The organism is Pollutimonas bauzanensis (assembly GCF_040393045.1).
Classification (GTDB): Bacteria; Pseudomonadota; Gammaproteobacteria; order Burkholderiales; family Burkholderiaceae_B; genus Pollutimonas; species Pollutimonas bauzanensis_A.
This window is the reverse complement of the sequence record NZ_JBEBUX010000004.1, coordinates 1-14,050: the sequence shown is the minus strand read 5'-3', so window position 1 is coordinate 14,050 and position 14,050 is coordinate 1. Positions and strand designations below refer to the sequence as shown.

Annotated in this window: 16 protein-coding genes; 7 read left to right on the top strand and 9 right to left on the bottom strand. The window is 54.1% G+C overall.

Annotated elements, in window-relative coordinates:
* Nucleotides 1–6 precede the first annotated feature (6 nt).
* The 3 genes from ABWO67_RS01150 to ABWO67_RS01140 are packed head-to-tail and all read right to left on the bottom strand — an operon-like array spanning nucleotide 7 to nucleotide 940.
* Entirely contained in the window at nucleotides 7–285 is a 279-nt protein-coding gene (locus ABWO67_RS01150) for a 2Fe-2S iron-sulfur cluster-binding protein (protein ID WP_353146441.1), read from the bottom strand.
* On the bottom strand, nucleotides 278–607 hold the full coding sequence (locus ABWO67_RS01145; protein ID WP_353146440.1) for a ferredoxin: 330 nt from the start codon (nucleotides 605–607) through the stop codon (nucleotides 278–280). Before ABWO67_RS01145 ends, ABWO67_RS01150 begins: the two co-directional genes overlap by 8 nt.
* Before the next feature lie 12 nt (nucleotides 608–619).
* Nucleotides 620–940, bottom strand: coding sequence for a 2Fe-2S iron-sulfur cluster-binding protein (locus ABWO67_RS01140; RefSeq protein ID WP_353146438.1), 321 nt, complete (start codon nucleotides 938–940; stop codon nucleotides 620–622).
* Nucleotides 941–1,337: 397 nt separating this feature from the next.
* Here ABWO67_RS01140 and ABWO67_RS01135 point away from each other — a divergent pair, with 397 nt between their 5' ends.
* Complete coding sequence (locus ABWO67_RS01135; RefSeq protein WP_353146436.1) at nucleotides 1,338–1,535, top strand: hypothetical protein; 198 nt, start codon at nucleotides 1,338–1,340, stop codon at nucleotides 1,533–1,535.
* A gap of 25 nt (nucleotides 1,536–1,560) precedes the next feature.
* On the opposite strand, the gene ABWO67_RS01130 is transcribed toward ABWO67_RS01135, so the two are convergent.
* The 6 genes from ABWO67_RS01130 to ABWO67_RS01105 all read right to left on the bottom strand — a co-directional run bounded on the left by ABWO67_RS01130 (nucleotide 1,561) and on the right by ABWO67_RS01105 (nucleotide 8,627).
* Nucleotides 1,561–2,577, bottom strand: a complete 1,017-nt coding sequence (locus tag ABWO67_RS01130; protein WP_353146435.1) for a 2Fe-2S iron-sulfur cluster-binding protein — start codon at nucleotides 2,575–2,577, stop codon at nucleotides 1,561–1,563.
* A gap of 57 nt (nucleotides 2,578–2,634) precedes the next feature.
* Nucleotides 2,635–3,114: a GlcG/HbpS family heme-binding protein gene (locus tag ABWO67_RS01125; protein WP_353146434.1), complete on the bottom strand. Its 480-nt coding sequence runs from the start codon at nucleotides 3,112–3,114 to the stop codon at nucleotides 2,635–2,637.
* Between the two features lie 56 nt (nucleotides 3,115–3,170).
* The gene (locus tag ABWO67_RS01120; protein WP_353146432.1) at nucleotides 3,171–4,631 is read right to left on the bottom strand and encodes an aldehyde dehydrogenase family protein; all 1,461 of its coding nucleotides are present in this window, start codon (nucleotides 4,629–4,631) and stop codon (nucleotides 3,171–3,173) included.
* An 81-nt stretch (nucleotides 4,632–4,712) separates the two neighbouring features.
* Entirely contained in the window at nucleotides 4,713–5,444 is a 732-nt protein-coding gene (locus ABWO67_RS01115) for an iron-containing redox enzyme family protein (protein ID WP_353146430.1), read from the bottom strand.
* 134 nt (nucleotides 5,445–5,578) lie between these two features.
* Nucleotides 5,579–7,042: a gamma-glutamyltransferase family protein gene (locus ABWO67_RS01110; protein WP_353146428.1), complete on the bottom strand. Its 1,464-nt coding sequence runs from the start codon at nucleotides 7,040–7,042 to the stop codon at nucleotides 5,579–5,581.
* Between the two features lie 40 nt (nucleotides 7,043–7,082).
* Nucleotides 7,083–8,627 carry a hypothetical protein gene (locus ABWO67_RS01105; protein WP_353146426.1) on the bottom strand — a complete coding sequence of 515 codons (1,545 nt, stop codon included), beginning with the start codon at nucleotides 8,625–8,627 and terminating at the stop codon, nucleotides 7,083–7,085.
* A 170-nt stretch (nucleotides 8,628–8,797) separates the two neighbouring features.
* On the opposite strand from ABWO67_RS01105, the gene ABWO67_RS01100 reads away from it, so the two are divergent.
* The 6 genes from ABWO67_RS01100 to ABWO67_RS01075 all read left to right on the top strand — a co-directional run bounded on the left by ABWO67_RS01100 (nucleotide 8,798) and on the right by ABWO67_RS01075 (nucleotide 13,996).
* Entirely contained in the window at nucleotides 8,798–9,538 is a 741-nt protein-coding gene (locus tag ABWO67_RS01100) for a sulfite exporter TauE/SafE family protein (RefSeq protein ID WP_353146424.1), read from the top strand.
* An 82-nt stretch (nucleotides 9,539–9,620) separates the two neighbouring features.
* Complete coding sequence (locus ABWO67_RS01095; RefSeq protein ID WP_353146422.1) at nucleotides 9,621–10,343, top strand: GntR family transcriptional regulator; 723 nt, start codon at nucleotides 9,621–9,623, stop codon at nucleotides 10,341–10,343.
* 229 nt (nucleotides 10,344–10,572) lie between these two features.
* Nucleotides 10,573–11,565: an ABC transporter substrate-binding protein gene (locus ABWO67_RS01090; protein ID WP_353146420.1), complete on the top strand. Its 993-nt coding sequence runs from the start codon at nucleotides 10,573–10,575 to the stop codon at nucleotides 11,563–11,565.
* Nucleotides 11,566–11,567: 2 nt separating this feature from the next.
* Nucleotides 11,568–12,401, top strand: a complete 834-nt coding sequence (locus ABWO67_RS01085; RefSeq protein ID WP_353146535.1) for an ABC transporter ATP-binding protein — start codon at nucleotides 11,568–11,570, stop codon at nucleotides 12,399–12,401.
* A 15-nt stretch (nucleotides 12,402–12,416) separates the two neighbouring features.
* Nucleotides 12,417–13,271, top strand: coding sequence for an ABC transporter permease (locus ABWO67_RS01080; protein ID WP_353146418.1), 855 nt, complete (start codon nucleotides 12,417–12,419; stop codon nucleotides 13,269–13,271).
* Between the two features lie 11 nt (nucleotides 13,272–13,282).
* The gene (locus tag ABWO67_RS01075; protein ID WP_353146416.1) at nucleotides 13,283–13,996 is read left to right on the top strand and encodes an isochorismatase family protein; all 714 of its coding nucleotides are present in this window, start codon (nucleotides 13,283–13,285) and stop codon (nucleotides 13,994–13,996) included.
* Nucleotides 13,997–14,050 lie beyond the last annotated feature (54 nt).

Here is a 14,050-nt window from a genome sequence, read left to right as displayed (position 1 = left end):
ACTGAATTACCACGAAACTTTGATGTTTCCCGTCACAAACGTCTGGCAGGCCATGCGATAGCCGTTTTCAAAATCTTCGGGCTTCAGGTGCTTACGCTCTTTGGGCTTGATCTTGTCCGTGTTTTCAATGCCCTCATCGATATGACACTTGCAAGTTCCGCAGAGGCCGCCTCCGCATTTGAAAGGGATACCGCCTTTTTCCTTGATCGACACGCGCAGTAGGTTACTGTTTTCGGGAGCAGCAGCGACCAGGCCACCGTTGTTGATAAAGGTAATTTCAACCATGGTTAATTATTCCTGTAGCGCGTTCGTTATCGCAGCGCACCAGCGCCGCATCTTGGCCGCCGTATGCCGCCAGATGTTCTAGTTCGGCTCGCGCCTGCTCAATCGTGTCGAATTTTTCCAGGAATTTGGAAGGTACGTTGTTGACGATGTAGGGTGGATCGTCCTCTGTAATGCGGACCCGAGTTTCGTTATCCAACTGGGCTAGCTGGTAGACGGCTTTGATTTTTCCGTAGAAGCGGTACTCGTACGACTCGATAACTTTCGCCTCGGGCCCGACTTCGCTATGATATTTGCCTGGCTTGCTTACTAGAATTACATACATAAACAAGCCTCGTTAATTGGCGGCGGGTGCAAGCACCGGCGCGACATCTTGTGTCAATTCAATGTCATGGGTTAACCACAGCTGGCACACCAGCCTGTATCCCTGTTCGACGCGCTCGCCCAACTGCTTCTTTTCTTTCCAGTTGACGGGCGGCAGGTGCTCCGCACCGGAAATAATCCGGCAAGCGCATGTGGCACATTTACCCATGCCGCACTGATATTTCAGGTTGGGATAGGGAAACTGTTTGATGCCGGCACGCACAACCAGATTAGTGTTGTCTTTAACAACTTCGGTATATGTCTGGCCGGCTTTGTGGAAAACAACTGTAGGCATTTTGTAAGCTCACCGCAAAATTCTAAAAACAAGAGCGCAAAGGCTTGCGTACCCTAGCGATGCCAAGCGATAAATGACGAGAATCTCGTCAACAATCTATCGCAGACCCAATTTAGAATATTGTATACCGTTTATAGATTGAAATCTCTAAGGGAAAGCACCCACAGAGCAGCGATCAGGGTGCCAGCGCTAAAGCAGCATGCATGCTGCTGCCATGGCAACGCTCGGGAGCACCTCGCTGATAAACAAATATGATTTATATCAAGGCATTAAAAGTAGTGCGGCAGCACAATGGCAGCCTGTGTATTCAATCTACTAAACAGGGCAAAAACAGCCCATATTGGCGCATCGCAACCTAAAATGGTATACTTAAACCATTACGCAATAGGTATAAACCATGGAAAACGAATTAAATTACTACAGCAACACCCCAGTTGGCCAACAGTTGCTTGTCCATTTCAAAGGTCGTGCAGCATTGCGGCGCAGCATCCCACTGTTTCCGTTCTCGTTCAAAGGGCTATTCGGGAAAAAGGCCGCAGCCGGCAAAAACGACCAAAACGCGGAACGCCATGATTCGGCGTGCCACGCAGTCTGATCAAAAAAGTTAGGTATACAGCGTATTAAGCGACTAAAGCCACTGGCTTCTGAAACGTGAAGCTGTCGGAATACATATAGTCCAGGCTTGCACCGCGCCCCGAAAAAAGGGATTTCGCCTCTGTAATCATGTCTGGCGAACCGCACAAATAAACTGCATGCTCGGATAAGTCATCAAAGTCTTCGACTACAGCATGCTGTACATGGCCCCGGCGCCCTTCCCAAGCGGCATCCGCACGTGACAGCACGGGCACAAAATTGAATTCGTACAGCCTTTCACGCCAAGATTCGATTTCCTGGCACAAATACAGATCGGCTTCGGTACGCATGCCCCAGTAAAGGGACACCGGTGGACAATCGTCGTTATCCAGCAACGACTCAAGGATGGCTTTGATAGGTGCAAGGCCTGTGCCAGTTGCCACCATAACTAACGGTCGCCAATCATCCTCGTGATAGCAGAACGTTCCCAGCGGGATCTCCAGACTCAACGGCATCTGCGGCTGCATCGCAGCCAGTAATTCGCCGGTAAAGTAACCGCCTTCGATACGACGTATATGGAAGTCCAGCATATTGTCCGGCAAACTTGCCGACGCCATGGAAAAGCTGCGCGTGCTCCCGTCCTGAAGCAAAATATTCATATACTGGCCGGGCCTGTAGTCCAGGGGCGTCTGCTCGGATAATTGCAGCGTCAGATGGGCAATATCGGCCGTCAGCGGTACGATGCTTTTCACCTTGGCATCGACAACAACAGCAGGGGCAAACTCCATGCCTTTGGCTGCCGCGCTGATTACAACATCAGTGTTTGGGCGAGCCTGGCATGCCAGTGCGTAGCCTTCCGCATGCTCTTCCTCGGTAAGCGCCATGGGGAACTCGTCATAGCGAACTGACCCCTCCAGCAGCTTTATACGACAAGTGCCGCATCCCCCAAACTGGCATTCATGCGCCATATTGACGTTGGCGCGTATGGCCGCCTCGAGAATGGACTCATCATCGCCCACTTCGAAGGCATCATCGGTTTCCGCAATACAAACGTGATATGACATGATTTTCGCTCCTGCTGCATACCAGCAAAATCGCGCGCTGGTATGCAAAGAAAAAACTTACTTCTTGATATCGGCCTGGACCAATACTTTCATACCCTTGTCCGCCAGCGCATCGGCCAAAGCCTGCAGCCCGGCCAGGCCTGCCTTGGTGTCCTGCTCGCCATTGCCGCCGCTCAGGCCTATGCCGCCTATGACCTCGTCGTTGACCACAATCGGGAACCCCCCCACAAAAGCGGCAAATCGGCCTTCAAAGCTGAGCTGAATACCAAAGGCCTCGTTCCCAGGCAAAGCCGGCCCATTAGGGGGGGTGGTGAACAAATGGGTCGAACGTTTGTGTCCCGCAGCGGTAAATGCTTTATTCCAGGCGATTTGCGGCCCGGTGATACGTGCGCCGTTCATACGTTCCAGAATGATGGGAAAACCGCCTTCATCCACAACACATATCGTTTCTAGCACGCCGATTTCCTTGGATTTGGCAACGGCCGCGTCCACCATCAAACGCGCTTCCTCTACTTCCAAACGTACAATATTTTTCATTGCCAACCTCATCTTGAATTCAAAAAACGCGGGCTACAGCGCACCGCTGATCAGTCTTAGCCCGCTCTGTAAACGGTCTTGGTCTGTGTATAAAACTCTAGTCCCACGCGCCCGGACTCCCTGAACGTTGAAGTACTGGAGCGCTTCAGGCCGCCAAACGGTGCATTGATCAAGTTCCCTGTCGTCGTCCGGTTGATCTTTACCGTGCCGGACTGGATATCATTGGCAAAGCGATGGGCATATACCGCATTGTTCGTGGCAATCGCCGCCGAAAGGCCATATTCAGTGTCATTGGCTTTTGCAATGGCATCTTCATAATCAGCCACTTCGATAATGGCAATGACCGGCCCGAAAATCTCTTCCCGGGCAATACGCATGTCTTGTGTGACGTCAGTGAAAACTGCCGGACTGACGTAATAACCGTGATCGAACTCTTCGCCCGTCAAGCGGTCTCCGCCAATTAAGTGCTTGGCTTCAGCCTTGCCCACTGCTATATAGGACAAGACATTATCAAGCTGAGCGGATGTCGCCAACGGGCCAAGATCGAAGCCTGGCTTCAAGCCATTACCGACCTTCAATGCCTGAACTTTGGCAACGAGTTTGTCTGTGAAAGCCTGTTTGACTGGCGATTCGACCAATATGCGGCTGGTGCCGGTGCAGGCCTGGCCGCTCAGCGAAAAGCCACCCTTGATGGCCAGGTCGACCGCCTTGTCCAGATCAGCATCGGCCAGGACAATCAGCGGGTTCTTGCCGCCCAACTCCATTTGAGTCCGGGTAGTCATGCTGACGGAGCGATGTATGAATTCCCCAGCCGCGGTCGATCCGGTAAACGATACTGCTCGAATCGCGGATGATTCGGTAATGGTCTTGCCTACGGCCGATGCACGACCGGTAATGAAGTTCAATACACCCGGCGGGATACCGGCTTCGACAAAGGCCTCAGCCAGACGATATCCGCTGAGCGGCGCATCGGTGGACGGCTTGAAAACCACGGTATTACCCATGATTAAGGCCGGCGCTATTTTTCGGGACGGGATGGAAATAGGGAAATTCCACGGTGAAATCACCGTCACCACGCCCAGCGGTTCACGCTGGGTGTATACAACCATGTCGGGATCGTCTTGCGGAAAGGTCTCGCCGGTAAATGTCTGCCCTTCTACCGCGTAGAAGCGTATGGTTTGCGCTGAACGCAGGACTTCATCGCGGCTAAGGCTCAATGCCTTGCCTTCTTCGCGGGTCAGCTCTTCTGCGATTTGATCCGCATGCGCCTGCAAGTAGTCAGCGGCAGCCAATAATATCTTGGCCCGCTTGGATACCGGTGTGTTTTTCCAACCCTGGAAGGCGTCCTCGGCCGCTTTCACTGCCAAGGCGGCGTCATCAGCATTGGAGTCTTGAAAGTTTCCGACGATATCGCGCGTATCGGCCGGGCTGGCGTTCTGGTAGGTTTTTCCAGTAATACTGGCAATCCACTTGCCATCAATGTAGTTCTGAAACACGTGGTTTGTTAAGTCTTGCACTGTCAGGCTTCCTTCAATACGGGCAACAACGTGCCAGCAAGATGATCGCAAAAGCGGCCATCTTGCCGGTAAGTCCTGGAATCAAGCAGCAAGCTCAAGCTCTTCCAGTGCGATTTCCTGCTGCACGTAGTCGGTGTATAGCGCGGTTGTGTACAACAAGCGCATTTCGGCGCCGATCCGGCATATCTTCAAGCAACGCTGCTGCAGGTCGACAGTGTTGGCGTGCTCTAGAACGATTTGATAGCCGCGCTCGCCGTGGATCTCGTCGGAAACGATGTGCAAATCGAAGAATTCGACCTCTTCATCGTTAAAACCGTACTTGTCGCGCAAAGTCGGGGTCTGTTTGCGATAAATCGAAGGCACCTGGGACTCTAGCCCAACTACAAGCCCGGCCACAGCGACGATGGGATCTTCACGCATGGCAACGGCATAACACCATGATTGCAAGGCGCGCGTCGTGGGCGACATGTTGTCCGGATTGACAACCCGTTCGCGCGTGGTGCCGCAGGCTTCGGCAAAGCGAACCAGCAGATCGGTATGGCGATCGCCACCGATTTCTTCTTCGTACATATTGGCAAGAAGAAAATCTTTGGCTTCCGTGTATTGATCGGGAGTCCGTGCGTAAACGTAGGCCAGGTAATCAGCAAATGGCCCTACGTAGTGATAATGGTTTTCCGCCCAGCGCGCCAGGTGTTCGCGACTGAGCTTACCGCTGGCCCAGGCAATGCTAAAGGGTGATGCATTGGCGCTTTTCCCTTTAATGGCAGTTTCCAGTGCCGTGCGAAATTCGTCTCGGTTCATTAATTCAGCCATGATCTGTCCTTATTGAAGAGCACGCTTGCGTGCATGACACCGCGTCTGGCGGTATGGAGTTCTATCAAGTTCTTATACTGCATATTGTATACCGTTTGAATGGTCATAATACTAGGGAAAACCCTTTTCAGCGTTCAGCCACCTAAGGAAACACCGTCTTTCCGAGGATCGGCAGCACCGTGCAAGAGGCCATCCTTGTCGCGCAGCACTGCATGCGCACCGCCAAAATCGCTGCGTCCGCCCAGCTCGCCTGCGGTTGTAGCGGGTAGCTTGTAGCCAGCCTCTCTTAGAAAAGTTTCAATAGCGATTGGCATACCCTTTTCGATTGCCAAGGTATTGCCAGCTTCAAGGCGCCATCGCGGCGCATCTATTGCGGACTGCAAGGTCTGGCCCCAGGCCAGCACTCGGCTAAGAATCTGTATCTGGCCCTGCGGCTGCATCAGCCCGCCCACTACTCCCATGCTTAAGTAAAACTTGCCATCCCGAGTGGATGTACCGGGCACAACGGTGTGATAAGGCCTTTTCCCTGGAGCAACGCCATTGATATGCCCGGGCGACGAAAATCCGAAACCCCGGTTCTGCAATACAAAGCCGGCCCCCGGCACGGCAATGCCCGACCCAAACCGTTTAAAAATACTGGACATGAGCGTAATGGCCAGACCGTCTGCATCGACAACGACGGTGCAGACAGTATTTCCTGCTGGGTCGGATACTGTTTTGCTGGCATAGCGCATGGCGCTCTCGGTTGCTTCGACCATCTTAAAAAAACCCGCAGGTTCATTAGGGTCCGGGCTTAGCTCACCCAACTCATCCAGCGCGTGCAAGACCGCAACGCCATGTGTGTTCGGCGGACATTGGTACACCCGGGTATTGCAAAATACTGTCGAGACTGGCTCACAATAGTTGCCGCTGTGCTTTTCAAAATCAGTCACATCCAGCACTCCCCCCATAGCTTGCACGGCTTTGGCCGCGGCACCAGCCACGGCGCCGCCGTAAAAACCTTTATAGCCTTCGTGGGCAATACCACGCAGCACCGAGGCGAGTGCGGGGTTAAGAAAACGCTCTCCGGACGCTGGGCTGTTTCCCGCTTTATATAGTGCAGCGCAGTTCGGGTCCTGCTTTAAGACGCCATCGAAAAGCGCCCACTCCCTGGCCGCTACCGGCGCTACAGCGAACCCATCCTGCGCAAGTGCTATAGCCGAATCAAACAACCGGGCCCAATCCATACGGCCGTAGCGAACATGCAAGTCATGCCAACCCCGCACCACGCCAGGCGTTGTCACAGACAATGGGTGACGCTCGGGAATCCTGCCGTTCGTAAAGCCCTCAACCAAGTCAGGCGTTAACGCAGCCGGTGACCTACCGGTTCCGTTATAGCTGTGAACATTGCCGTCGGGCTGCACCACCATCGCGAGAAGGTCGCCGCCTATGCTGGTTGCCATTGGCTCCACGACACCCAATACAGCATCAGCCGCAATGGCGGCGTCGACCGCACTGCCGCCCTTATTCAATATCATTTGCGCCGCCTGCGCCGCCAACGGATTCCCCGTGGCGACCATACTTTTGCTGCCGACCGCACTTTTATTTAATTCCACCATGGGCTTGACCGCTTTTCCTTATGCGCCGTATCGGGCAGCATCAACCGAATATCAGCACCGCGCATATCGTGGAGACGAAAAGCGCTACCAGCACGGGCATCATCAGCGCTCGCACCAGATCCAGGATGTGGACACGAGCAAAACCAGCCACGGCGATCAGGGACGACCAAGCGATCAACGTGCCGCCGCCCGTCCATATCGCACCCATCTGGCCTACGGCGGCCAACGTTGCCGCGTCCATGCCCACGACCGGGCCCAAAGCGCCAGACAAGGTTCCGGTTAAAGGCAAGCCCGAAAAGCCAGACCCATCAATGCCAGAAATCATGCCTACCAAGAGCACGCCAAAAGCCACCATGAAATGGTTATCGGGAATAAGGTGCTGTCCAGCAACGATCAGCTCGAACAACAAGCCAGGCGCCTCGGCCAGCGGTACGCCTAAAATTTGTGCTGTTGCCTCGTTGGCGCCAAGGAAGAAGAAGCCGGCGATCGGCAGTACCGATCCCATAGCGCGAAATGCAAAAACAAAACCATCGGTCATGTGCTCGGGACAGGCATCCAGCATTTTGCGCGGCCCCTCTGCCGCAAGCGTAGCGAGCATCATCAACACAAAGGCCACGCCACCGACTAGGCCAGCCGCGTCTCCGCCCCGCAAGGCAGGCAGGCTAGGAAACAGGCCTGGCAGCACCATAATGAAAATGACGCCCAGAAAAGCCAGAGGCGTAACAACGGCGAATAATTTCGACCATTTAATACGCTTTTGTTCACGCAACGCCTTATCCGCAGCAGCGATGGCTGCGGCTTCGTCGGCATCGTCGCCGTATCCCAGGCCACGCACCATTTCCGCTTTATCGAAACTGCCGGAATGCTCGATGGCCTCCAATGAGGAGTCAGCAGCCCTGGCTTGCCATGCATCCAGCAAGGCCGAATCAGGCTTCTTGAACCCCTTTCGCATGACCATATAGGTGATGCCCAGCGCAACGAAGCCCGTGATTAGAGAAAGCACCATAGCACGATCCGCCACAGCGGCAACGCTAACCGCCGCCCCCGCCGCCTTGGCACTGATACCTGGCGCAACGCCGATAACATAGTCGGAAGACAGAGCCATGCCCTGACCGGCAATCGCGATTACCATCGCCCCCGTTAACGGAGGAAGACCAGCGGCAATGGCTGCCGGCAGCAATATCGCGGAAACCAGCGGCACGGCTGGCGTGGGCCAGAAGAATAATGAAATCGTATAGGTCGACAACGCTATCACGATAAAGGAGATAGGCCCGCCCGTCATGACTTTGCGAAAGGGTTCGACCATCCGCACATCGGCCTGAATCACCTTCAGCGAATTCAATAGCGCCGTCATGAAGGTAATAACCAAAAATATATTGAACAATTCTTTCGCGGCAACAAAACTGGCCGAGAAAATACCGATAAACCCGCTGATGGGACTGCCCGTGATAGCAGTAACCACTAAAAAAGTGCCAATAACTGATGGCACCACCACATTAGCGCGCAGGATCATGGTCGCAATAATGACAACTACGCTTAACAAGTATATCCAGTGGGATATATTCAAGACGGCATCTGACGGCATTGGGCCTCTCTTTGGCGGTGCAGGATAATTGACATTGTCGATACAAGTGAAAACTGTATACTGTATATTATCTTCCGACAAGCTATTATCCAGCAAGATGGTTTTCCCTTAGTTACCGAGAGCGTCTGTCAGCTTACATAAGCACCTGTACCCGCCATTGACTTCAGCCCATGCCCATATTTGATCTGCTTCCTTTTTCCAACCCCATGCTGTACGGCCTGATGGCGTTGCTTATTGGTGGGTCCGCGTTCATGCAAGGGGTGGGAGGCGTAGGCTTCACTATGTTCGCTGCGCCGATTGCAGCCATATTCTGCCCGGACTTGGTGCCTGGCCCGCTGCTTACGCTAGGCGGCTTCATCACGCTGCTGACTGCGTTGCGCGAACATCGCGCTATTGCTTGGCCTTCGGTGGGGTCCGCTCTTGCTGGGCGCGCCATAGGAACCGTCATAGCCGTGTTCGCCATGGCGCATCTGGCCCAGAAACCATTGAACATGCTGTTCGCCGCCCTTATCTTAATGGCGGTCATTCTAAGCGCAGCTGGTCTGCGGATTGCCAGCACACGCACCAATGTAAGCGTTGCCGGCGTGGTCTCAGGTATTATGGGCACGCTCACTTCGGTTGGTGCTCCTCCACTGGCCATCGCCTTGCAACACAGCTCGCCACCCAGCTTGCGCGCTACGATAGGGGTAGTGCTGTGTTGCGGATCAATGTTTTCCCTGCTCGTACTATCTTTGACCGGCTACTACGGGTGGCATGAGTTCCTGCTTAGTGTCACATTAGTGCCATTCATGCTTCTTGGCTTTTCGCTCTCAGGACGCATCAGGCAACGAATCAGCCCGGCCCGCATACGGCAGGTGCTGCTCGTGTTCTGCGCGCTCAGCGCAGTGGGCCTGATCGTAAAAACCATGTAGTCTAGTGCCTCAGGGCGGTGAATAACGGATATAAGGATCATTTATAATGGAGGCCCCTACGTTCAACTTTGCGCTCGGCATAATGAAACCGTCTTCCACTACCGTTGAACCTGGCATTGCTCCAAGCGATATCGCTGCGCAAAAAATCGGGAATCAACATTCCCCCTTGTTTGCAGTCATTCGCGACAAACTGCGCGAACGCATACTTAGCGGCGAATTCCGGCCTGGCGACCGCTTGGTGGAAGGCAAGTTATCAACTGAAATGGCCGTCTCCCGCATTCCCGTGCGCGAGGCGCTGCGTGCGCTTGCCGCCGAAGGCCTGGTTACGATAGAACCGCGGCGCGGCGCTTCAGTAGCCATACTTTCCGACGAGATCGCTTACGACATGGTCGAAGTCCGCGCCGCGCTCGAAGGCCTGAACGCCAAGCTGGCCGCGCAACGGCGCGACAACAAAACAATAGAACGCTTGCAAGGCATACTCGACGAAGGCGTGGACGCCATTAACACGGAAAGCATAGACAAGTTCCGCTACCTGAACTCGCAATTTCATGAAACGCTCGCCATTATTGCGGGCAATGTCGTTCTGACCGAACTTATGCGGTCGTTGCGAGACCGTACCGCGCTATTGTTTGCGCCCAGTAACATGCGCAGGGCAAAACAAAACTGGGAAGAACACGCGCAAATCCTTAATGCCGTCATTGCCGGCAACGCCGATCTTGCCGGGTTGCTGGCTACCCAGCACGTTCACAATGCTGCCAAAGCTTATACCGAAGCTCGCCCCACCCCTACAACCGGCAAGGCCTAAGGCTCTTTAAACCCCTCGTCTCGCTTCATTTTGCTCCGCCGACTGGCTCATACAGCGGCGGGGTTTTCTGCCGTCCAAGGCCTTCCATTATGCAAATAGTCTAGGGATAACCCCCGGTTTGTGCCCGGCAGTATTCATGCTATTTTTGATGCAAATCAAATTTAGAATACTGTATACAAAAAAGGGTTTCCTGCGGTATTTCCACGTAAGACCAAACAAGGAGAAAAATATGCCCGGCCTATCCCTACGATTACTGATAGCCTTACTGCCAGCACTGTCCGCAACTACTGCCAGCGCAGTAGAAACACCTACTAAGGTGCGTTATGAAGAAGTGGTTCGCTCGGTGCTTTACATGCCCATGTATGTTGCGCTGAATCAGGGATACTTTAAGGAAGCAGGTCTTGACGTCAATCTGAAAACTTCCCAGGGCACCGACAAAGGTATGGCCGCATTGCTTTCTGGCAGTGCAGATATTGTATTGATCGGCCCGGAAGCGTCGGTATATGTCGCCAATAGCGAGTCCCCGGTCAAACCCAAAGTATTTGCAGGGCTTACAGCCACTGATGGCTTTCTTCTGCTGTCGCGCGAGCCGATTAAGGAATTCGACTGGAATATGCTCAAGGGCAAAAGCATCATGTCCTTCCGGCCAGGCTCCAATCCAGACGTCTTCCTGGAAAATGCACTAAGAAAACACAATCTGAACCCCAAGGCCGACGTCAAGATGATCAGCAATATTGGCGCAGCGGCACGGGCTGGCGCCTGGATGTCGGGCCAGGCTGACTACGCCATCTTTCTTGAACCCGAAGCCAGCAACCTGGAGAAAAGCGGCCAGGGACAGGTAGTTGCATCAATAGGCCGCGAAATAGGGCAAGTCGATTTCACATCATTTACCGCAACGGATGCGTACCTGAAGAAGAATCCCAAGGTGGCGCAAGCCTGGACCAACGCCATACTCAAGGCGCAAACCTATGTGCAAAACGCGCCTCCTGCTACGTTAGCCGAACACATCAGCGCGTATTTTCCCGGCATTTCCGAGGCGGAGCTGGTTACCACCATCAATCGTTATCGCCAATACGACCTGTGGAAGAAAACCCCAGTCGTAGAAGAAGCCGCCATGGAAAAGCTTCAGGATATGCTGATCGCCAGCGGTCTTCTTGAAAAAGACAAACGCGTAAAGTATGAACTGATCGTCGATGCCACTTTCGCAAACGAGGCTAAATAATGATGCTGAAAAACGCCACGGAACCAGCCTTTCGCGCCTCGCACGCGACAACAGGCGCCGCCCGTATCGAGATCGACGACGTATCGCTGCGCTATTTCACAAAACAAGGGGAAACTCAGGCTTTGGCTGGTATCTCGCTGACTATCGAACCCGGCGAGTTCGTCAGTATTATCGGCCAGTCAGGCTGTGGGAAAAGCACCCTGCTATCCATCATCGCCGGCATCCTGGAACCGTCGGGCGGCGTAGTCAGGGTGGGGGGCAAGCCAGTCACCGCACCTTCGCAGCGTATCGGCTATATGCTGCAGCAAGACTATTTGTACGAATGGCGCACCATTCTGGATAATGCCCTATTGGGTGCCGAGATCCAGAAGAGAAACATGAAAGAAGCCCGGGAACGCGCCATCCACCTGCTGGAAAAGTGCGGCATGGGTAATTTTCTACACCATTACCCGCGCGCCCTCTCGGGCGGCATGCGCCAACGCGTAGCGCTGGCTAGAACGCTGGCGACCAACCCCGATGTCGTCCTGCTCGATGAACCCTTTTCGGCGCTGGACTCGCAAACTCGCCTGGCCATCGCCGACGAGGTGGTCGACGTGCTGCGCAGCGAAGGAAAATCAGTGGTATTGGTCACCCATGACATTGGCGAAGCCATTGCCATGACAGACAGGGTTATCGTGTTGTCACGACGACCAGGTCGTATCAAGTCACAACACCTGATGCAGTTTCCCAGCCACGCGAATGGGCGCCCTACCCCATTCGAAGCGCGGTCCCTCCCCGAGTTCAACACTTATTTCAGTACCCTCTGGGATGAGCTTGATGTACACGTCGAAGGCTAACTCAGGAACTACACCATGGCACTCAATCCAACAGTCACAACATTAAACAAAACCGCCAGGCCAAGCACAGCACCCGAGACACCCAGCCCTGCCTATGCCGCCTACCTGAAGCGCGAAAGCCGCAGGCAAACCATGATCATGGCCAGCCGCGTATTTCTACTGGTCGCATTCCTGGCCATATGGGAATTCATGGCCAAGACACATATCGTCAACCCCATGCTCACTAGCTACCCCAGCGCTGTATGGCCGACCTTTCTGGATCTGCTCCAAAATGGCGATCTGCTATGGCATACCTGGGCTACGTTCAAGGCGACCATTATTGGCTTTGTCATCAGTATGGTGGTCGGCATAGCGCTAGCCGCGGCATTATGGTGGTCGGATTTCTTGTACAAAGTCCTTGACCCGTTCCTGGTCATTAGCAACGCTATGCCGAAAATTGCCTTCGTGCCTATCTTCTACATCTGGCTAGGCTCGGAATATTCTGTTTATGGCATGGCCGTAGCCATCTCCGTGTTCATTACCATCATGGTTGCCTACGAAGGGTTCCGCGGCATTGATCCCAACAAAATCAAACTGGCGCTCACCCTGGGCGCAACGCGGGCACAAGTCTTGACCATGGTTGTACTGCCCGGCAGCGTTCCCACCTTGCTGGCTGCCCTGAAGATGAACATAGGCCTGGCCTTGGTCGGGGTAATCGTAGGCGAGTTCCAGTCCTCAAGCGAAGGCCTGGGCTTTCTGATCATCAATGGCAGTCAAATCTTCAAGCTCAATATCGTCATGACAGCCATCGTTGTTCTGGCCATGATCTCCGGCTTGATGTATTTGGTCGTTGCTCGCCTAGAGGCAGCCACCTCGCGTCGGTATTCTTAAGGAACAGAAACATGGATTTCCCTCAGTGGGTCGTTGATCGCGTTGTGGCGCGACAAGGGCAATTGCATCCCTATCCCGAATTCGATGCCGGCAAAACTGCGTTCGTCATCATAGACTTGCAAAACTACTACACACAGCCTGGTTTCCAGGGCGAATGCGCGCCCGCGCGCGCAACCTTTCCCGCCGTCAACAAACTGGCTTCGGCTTTGCGCCAGGCAGGCGGCCATGTTATCTGGGTGCAAACCTGTTCTGATGGCGCTGACACATTCTGGTCGCACCATCATCGCCATATGCTCACGCCCGAGCGCAGCGCGCGGCGCCTGCTTGAACTTAGCGCCAACCATCAGGGCTACGCCTTCCCCCCGCAACTTGATATTGACCCGACTGATCAGCGCGTCGTCAAGCGTTGTTACAGCGCCTTGGCGCCAGGATCATCATCTCTGCATGACACCTTGCAGGCAAGCGGTGTGACCACGGTGCTGATAGGCGGAACGGTAACCAATGTCTGTTGCGAATCGACCGCACGCGATGCCATGATGATGGACTACGCCACCGTGATGGTGGACGATGCTTTGTCGGCTGTCACGCCCGATGAGCATAACAATTCGTTGATTAACTGGATGCTTTTCTTCGGTGATGTCCTAGACACGGATGACGTCATTGCTCGGCTGCGATCCGCTTCCGAAAACGCCGTCAATAATCGGGCCGTTGCCGTTGCGGAATAATCACACGCAAGCCAGGCTCTCCGCGTTCTTCCTTTGCACCGACTCGGGGATAGG

What these genes read in the sequence shown, in the direction of transcription:
- ABWO67_RS01150 (WP_353146441.1), bottom strand. Translation starts at nt 285, where the DNA reads ATGGTTGAAATTACCTTTATCAACAACGGTGGCCTGGTCGCTGCTGCT.
- ABWO67_RS01145 (WP_353146440.1), bottom strand. Translation starts at nt 607, where the DNA reads ATGTATGTAATTCTAGTAAGCAAGCCAGGCAAATATCATAGCGAAGTC.
- ABWO67_RS01140 (WP_353146438.1), bottom strand. Translation starts at nt 940, where the DNA reads ATGCCTACAGTTGTTTTCCACAAAGCCGGCCAGACATATACCGAAGTT.
- ABWO67_RS01135 (WP_353146436.1), top strand. Translation starts at nt 1,338, where the DNA reads ATGGAAAACGAATTAAATTACTACAGCAACACCCCAGTTGGCCAACAG.
- ABWO67_RS01130 (WP_353146435.1), bottom strand. Translation starts at nt 2,577, where the DNA reads ATGTCATATCACGTTTGTATTGCGGAAACCGATGATGCCTTCGAAGTG.
- ABWO67_RS01125 (WP_353146434.1), bottom strand. Translation starts at nt 3,114, where the DNA reads ATGAAAAATATTGTACGTTTGGAAGTAGAGGAAGCGCGTTTGATGGTG.
- ABWO67_RS01115 (WP_353146430.1), bottom strand. Translation starts at nt 5,444, where the DNA reads ATGGCTGAATTAATGAACCGAGACGAATTTCGCACGGCACTGGAAACT.
- ABWO67_RS01110 (WP_353146428.1), bottom strand. Translation starts at nt 7,042, where the DNA reads ATGGTGGAATTAAATAAAAGTGCGGTCGGCAGCAAAAGTATGGTCGCC.
- ABWO67_RS01105 (WP_353146426.1), bottom strand. Translation starts at nt 8,627, where the DNA reads ATGCCGTCAGATGCCGTCTTGAATATATCCCACTGGATATACTTGTTA.
- ABWO67_RS01100 (WP_353146424.1), top strand. Translation starts at nt 8,798, where the DNA reads ATGCCCATATTTGATCTGCTTCCTTTTTCCAACCCCATGCTGTACGGC.
- ABWO67_RS01095 (WP_353146422.1), top strand. Translation starts at nt 9,621, where the DNA reads ATGAAACCGTCTTCCACTACCGTTGAACCTGGCATTGCTCCAAGCGAT.
- ABWO67_RS01090 (WP_353146420.1), top strand. Translation starts at nt 10,573, where the DNA reads ATGCCCGGCCTATCCCTACGATTACTGATAGCCTTACTGCCAGCACTG.
- ABWO67_RS01085 (WP_353146535.1), top strand. Translation starts at nt 11,568, where the DNA reads ATGCTGAAAAACGCCACGGAACCAGCCTTTCGCGCCTCGCACGCGACA.
- ABWO67_RS01080 (WP_353146418.1), top strand. Translation starts at nt 12,417, where the DNA reads ATGGCACTCAATCCAACAGTCACAACATTAAACAAAACCGCCAGGCCA.
- ABWO67_RS01075 (WP_353146416.1), top strand. Translation starts at nt 13,283, where the DNA reads ATGGATTTCCCTCAGTGGGTCGTTGATCGCGTTGTGGCGCGACAAGGG.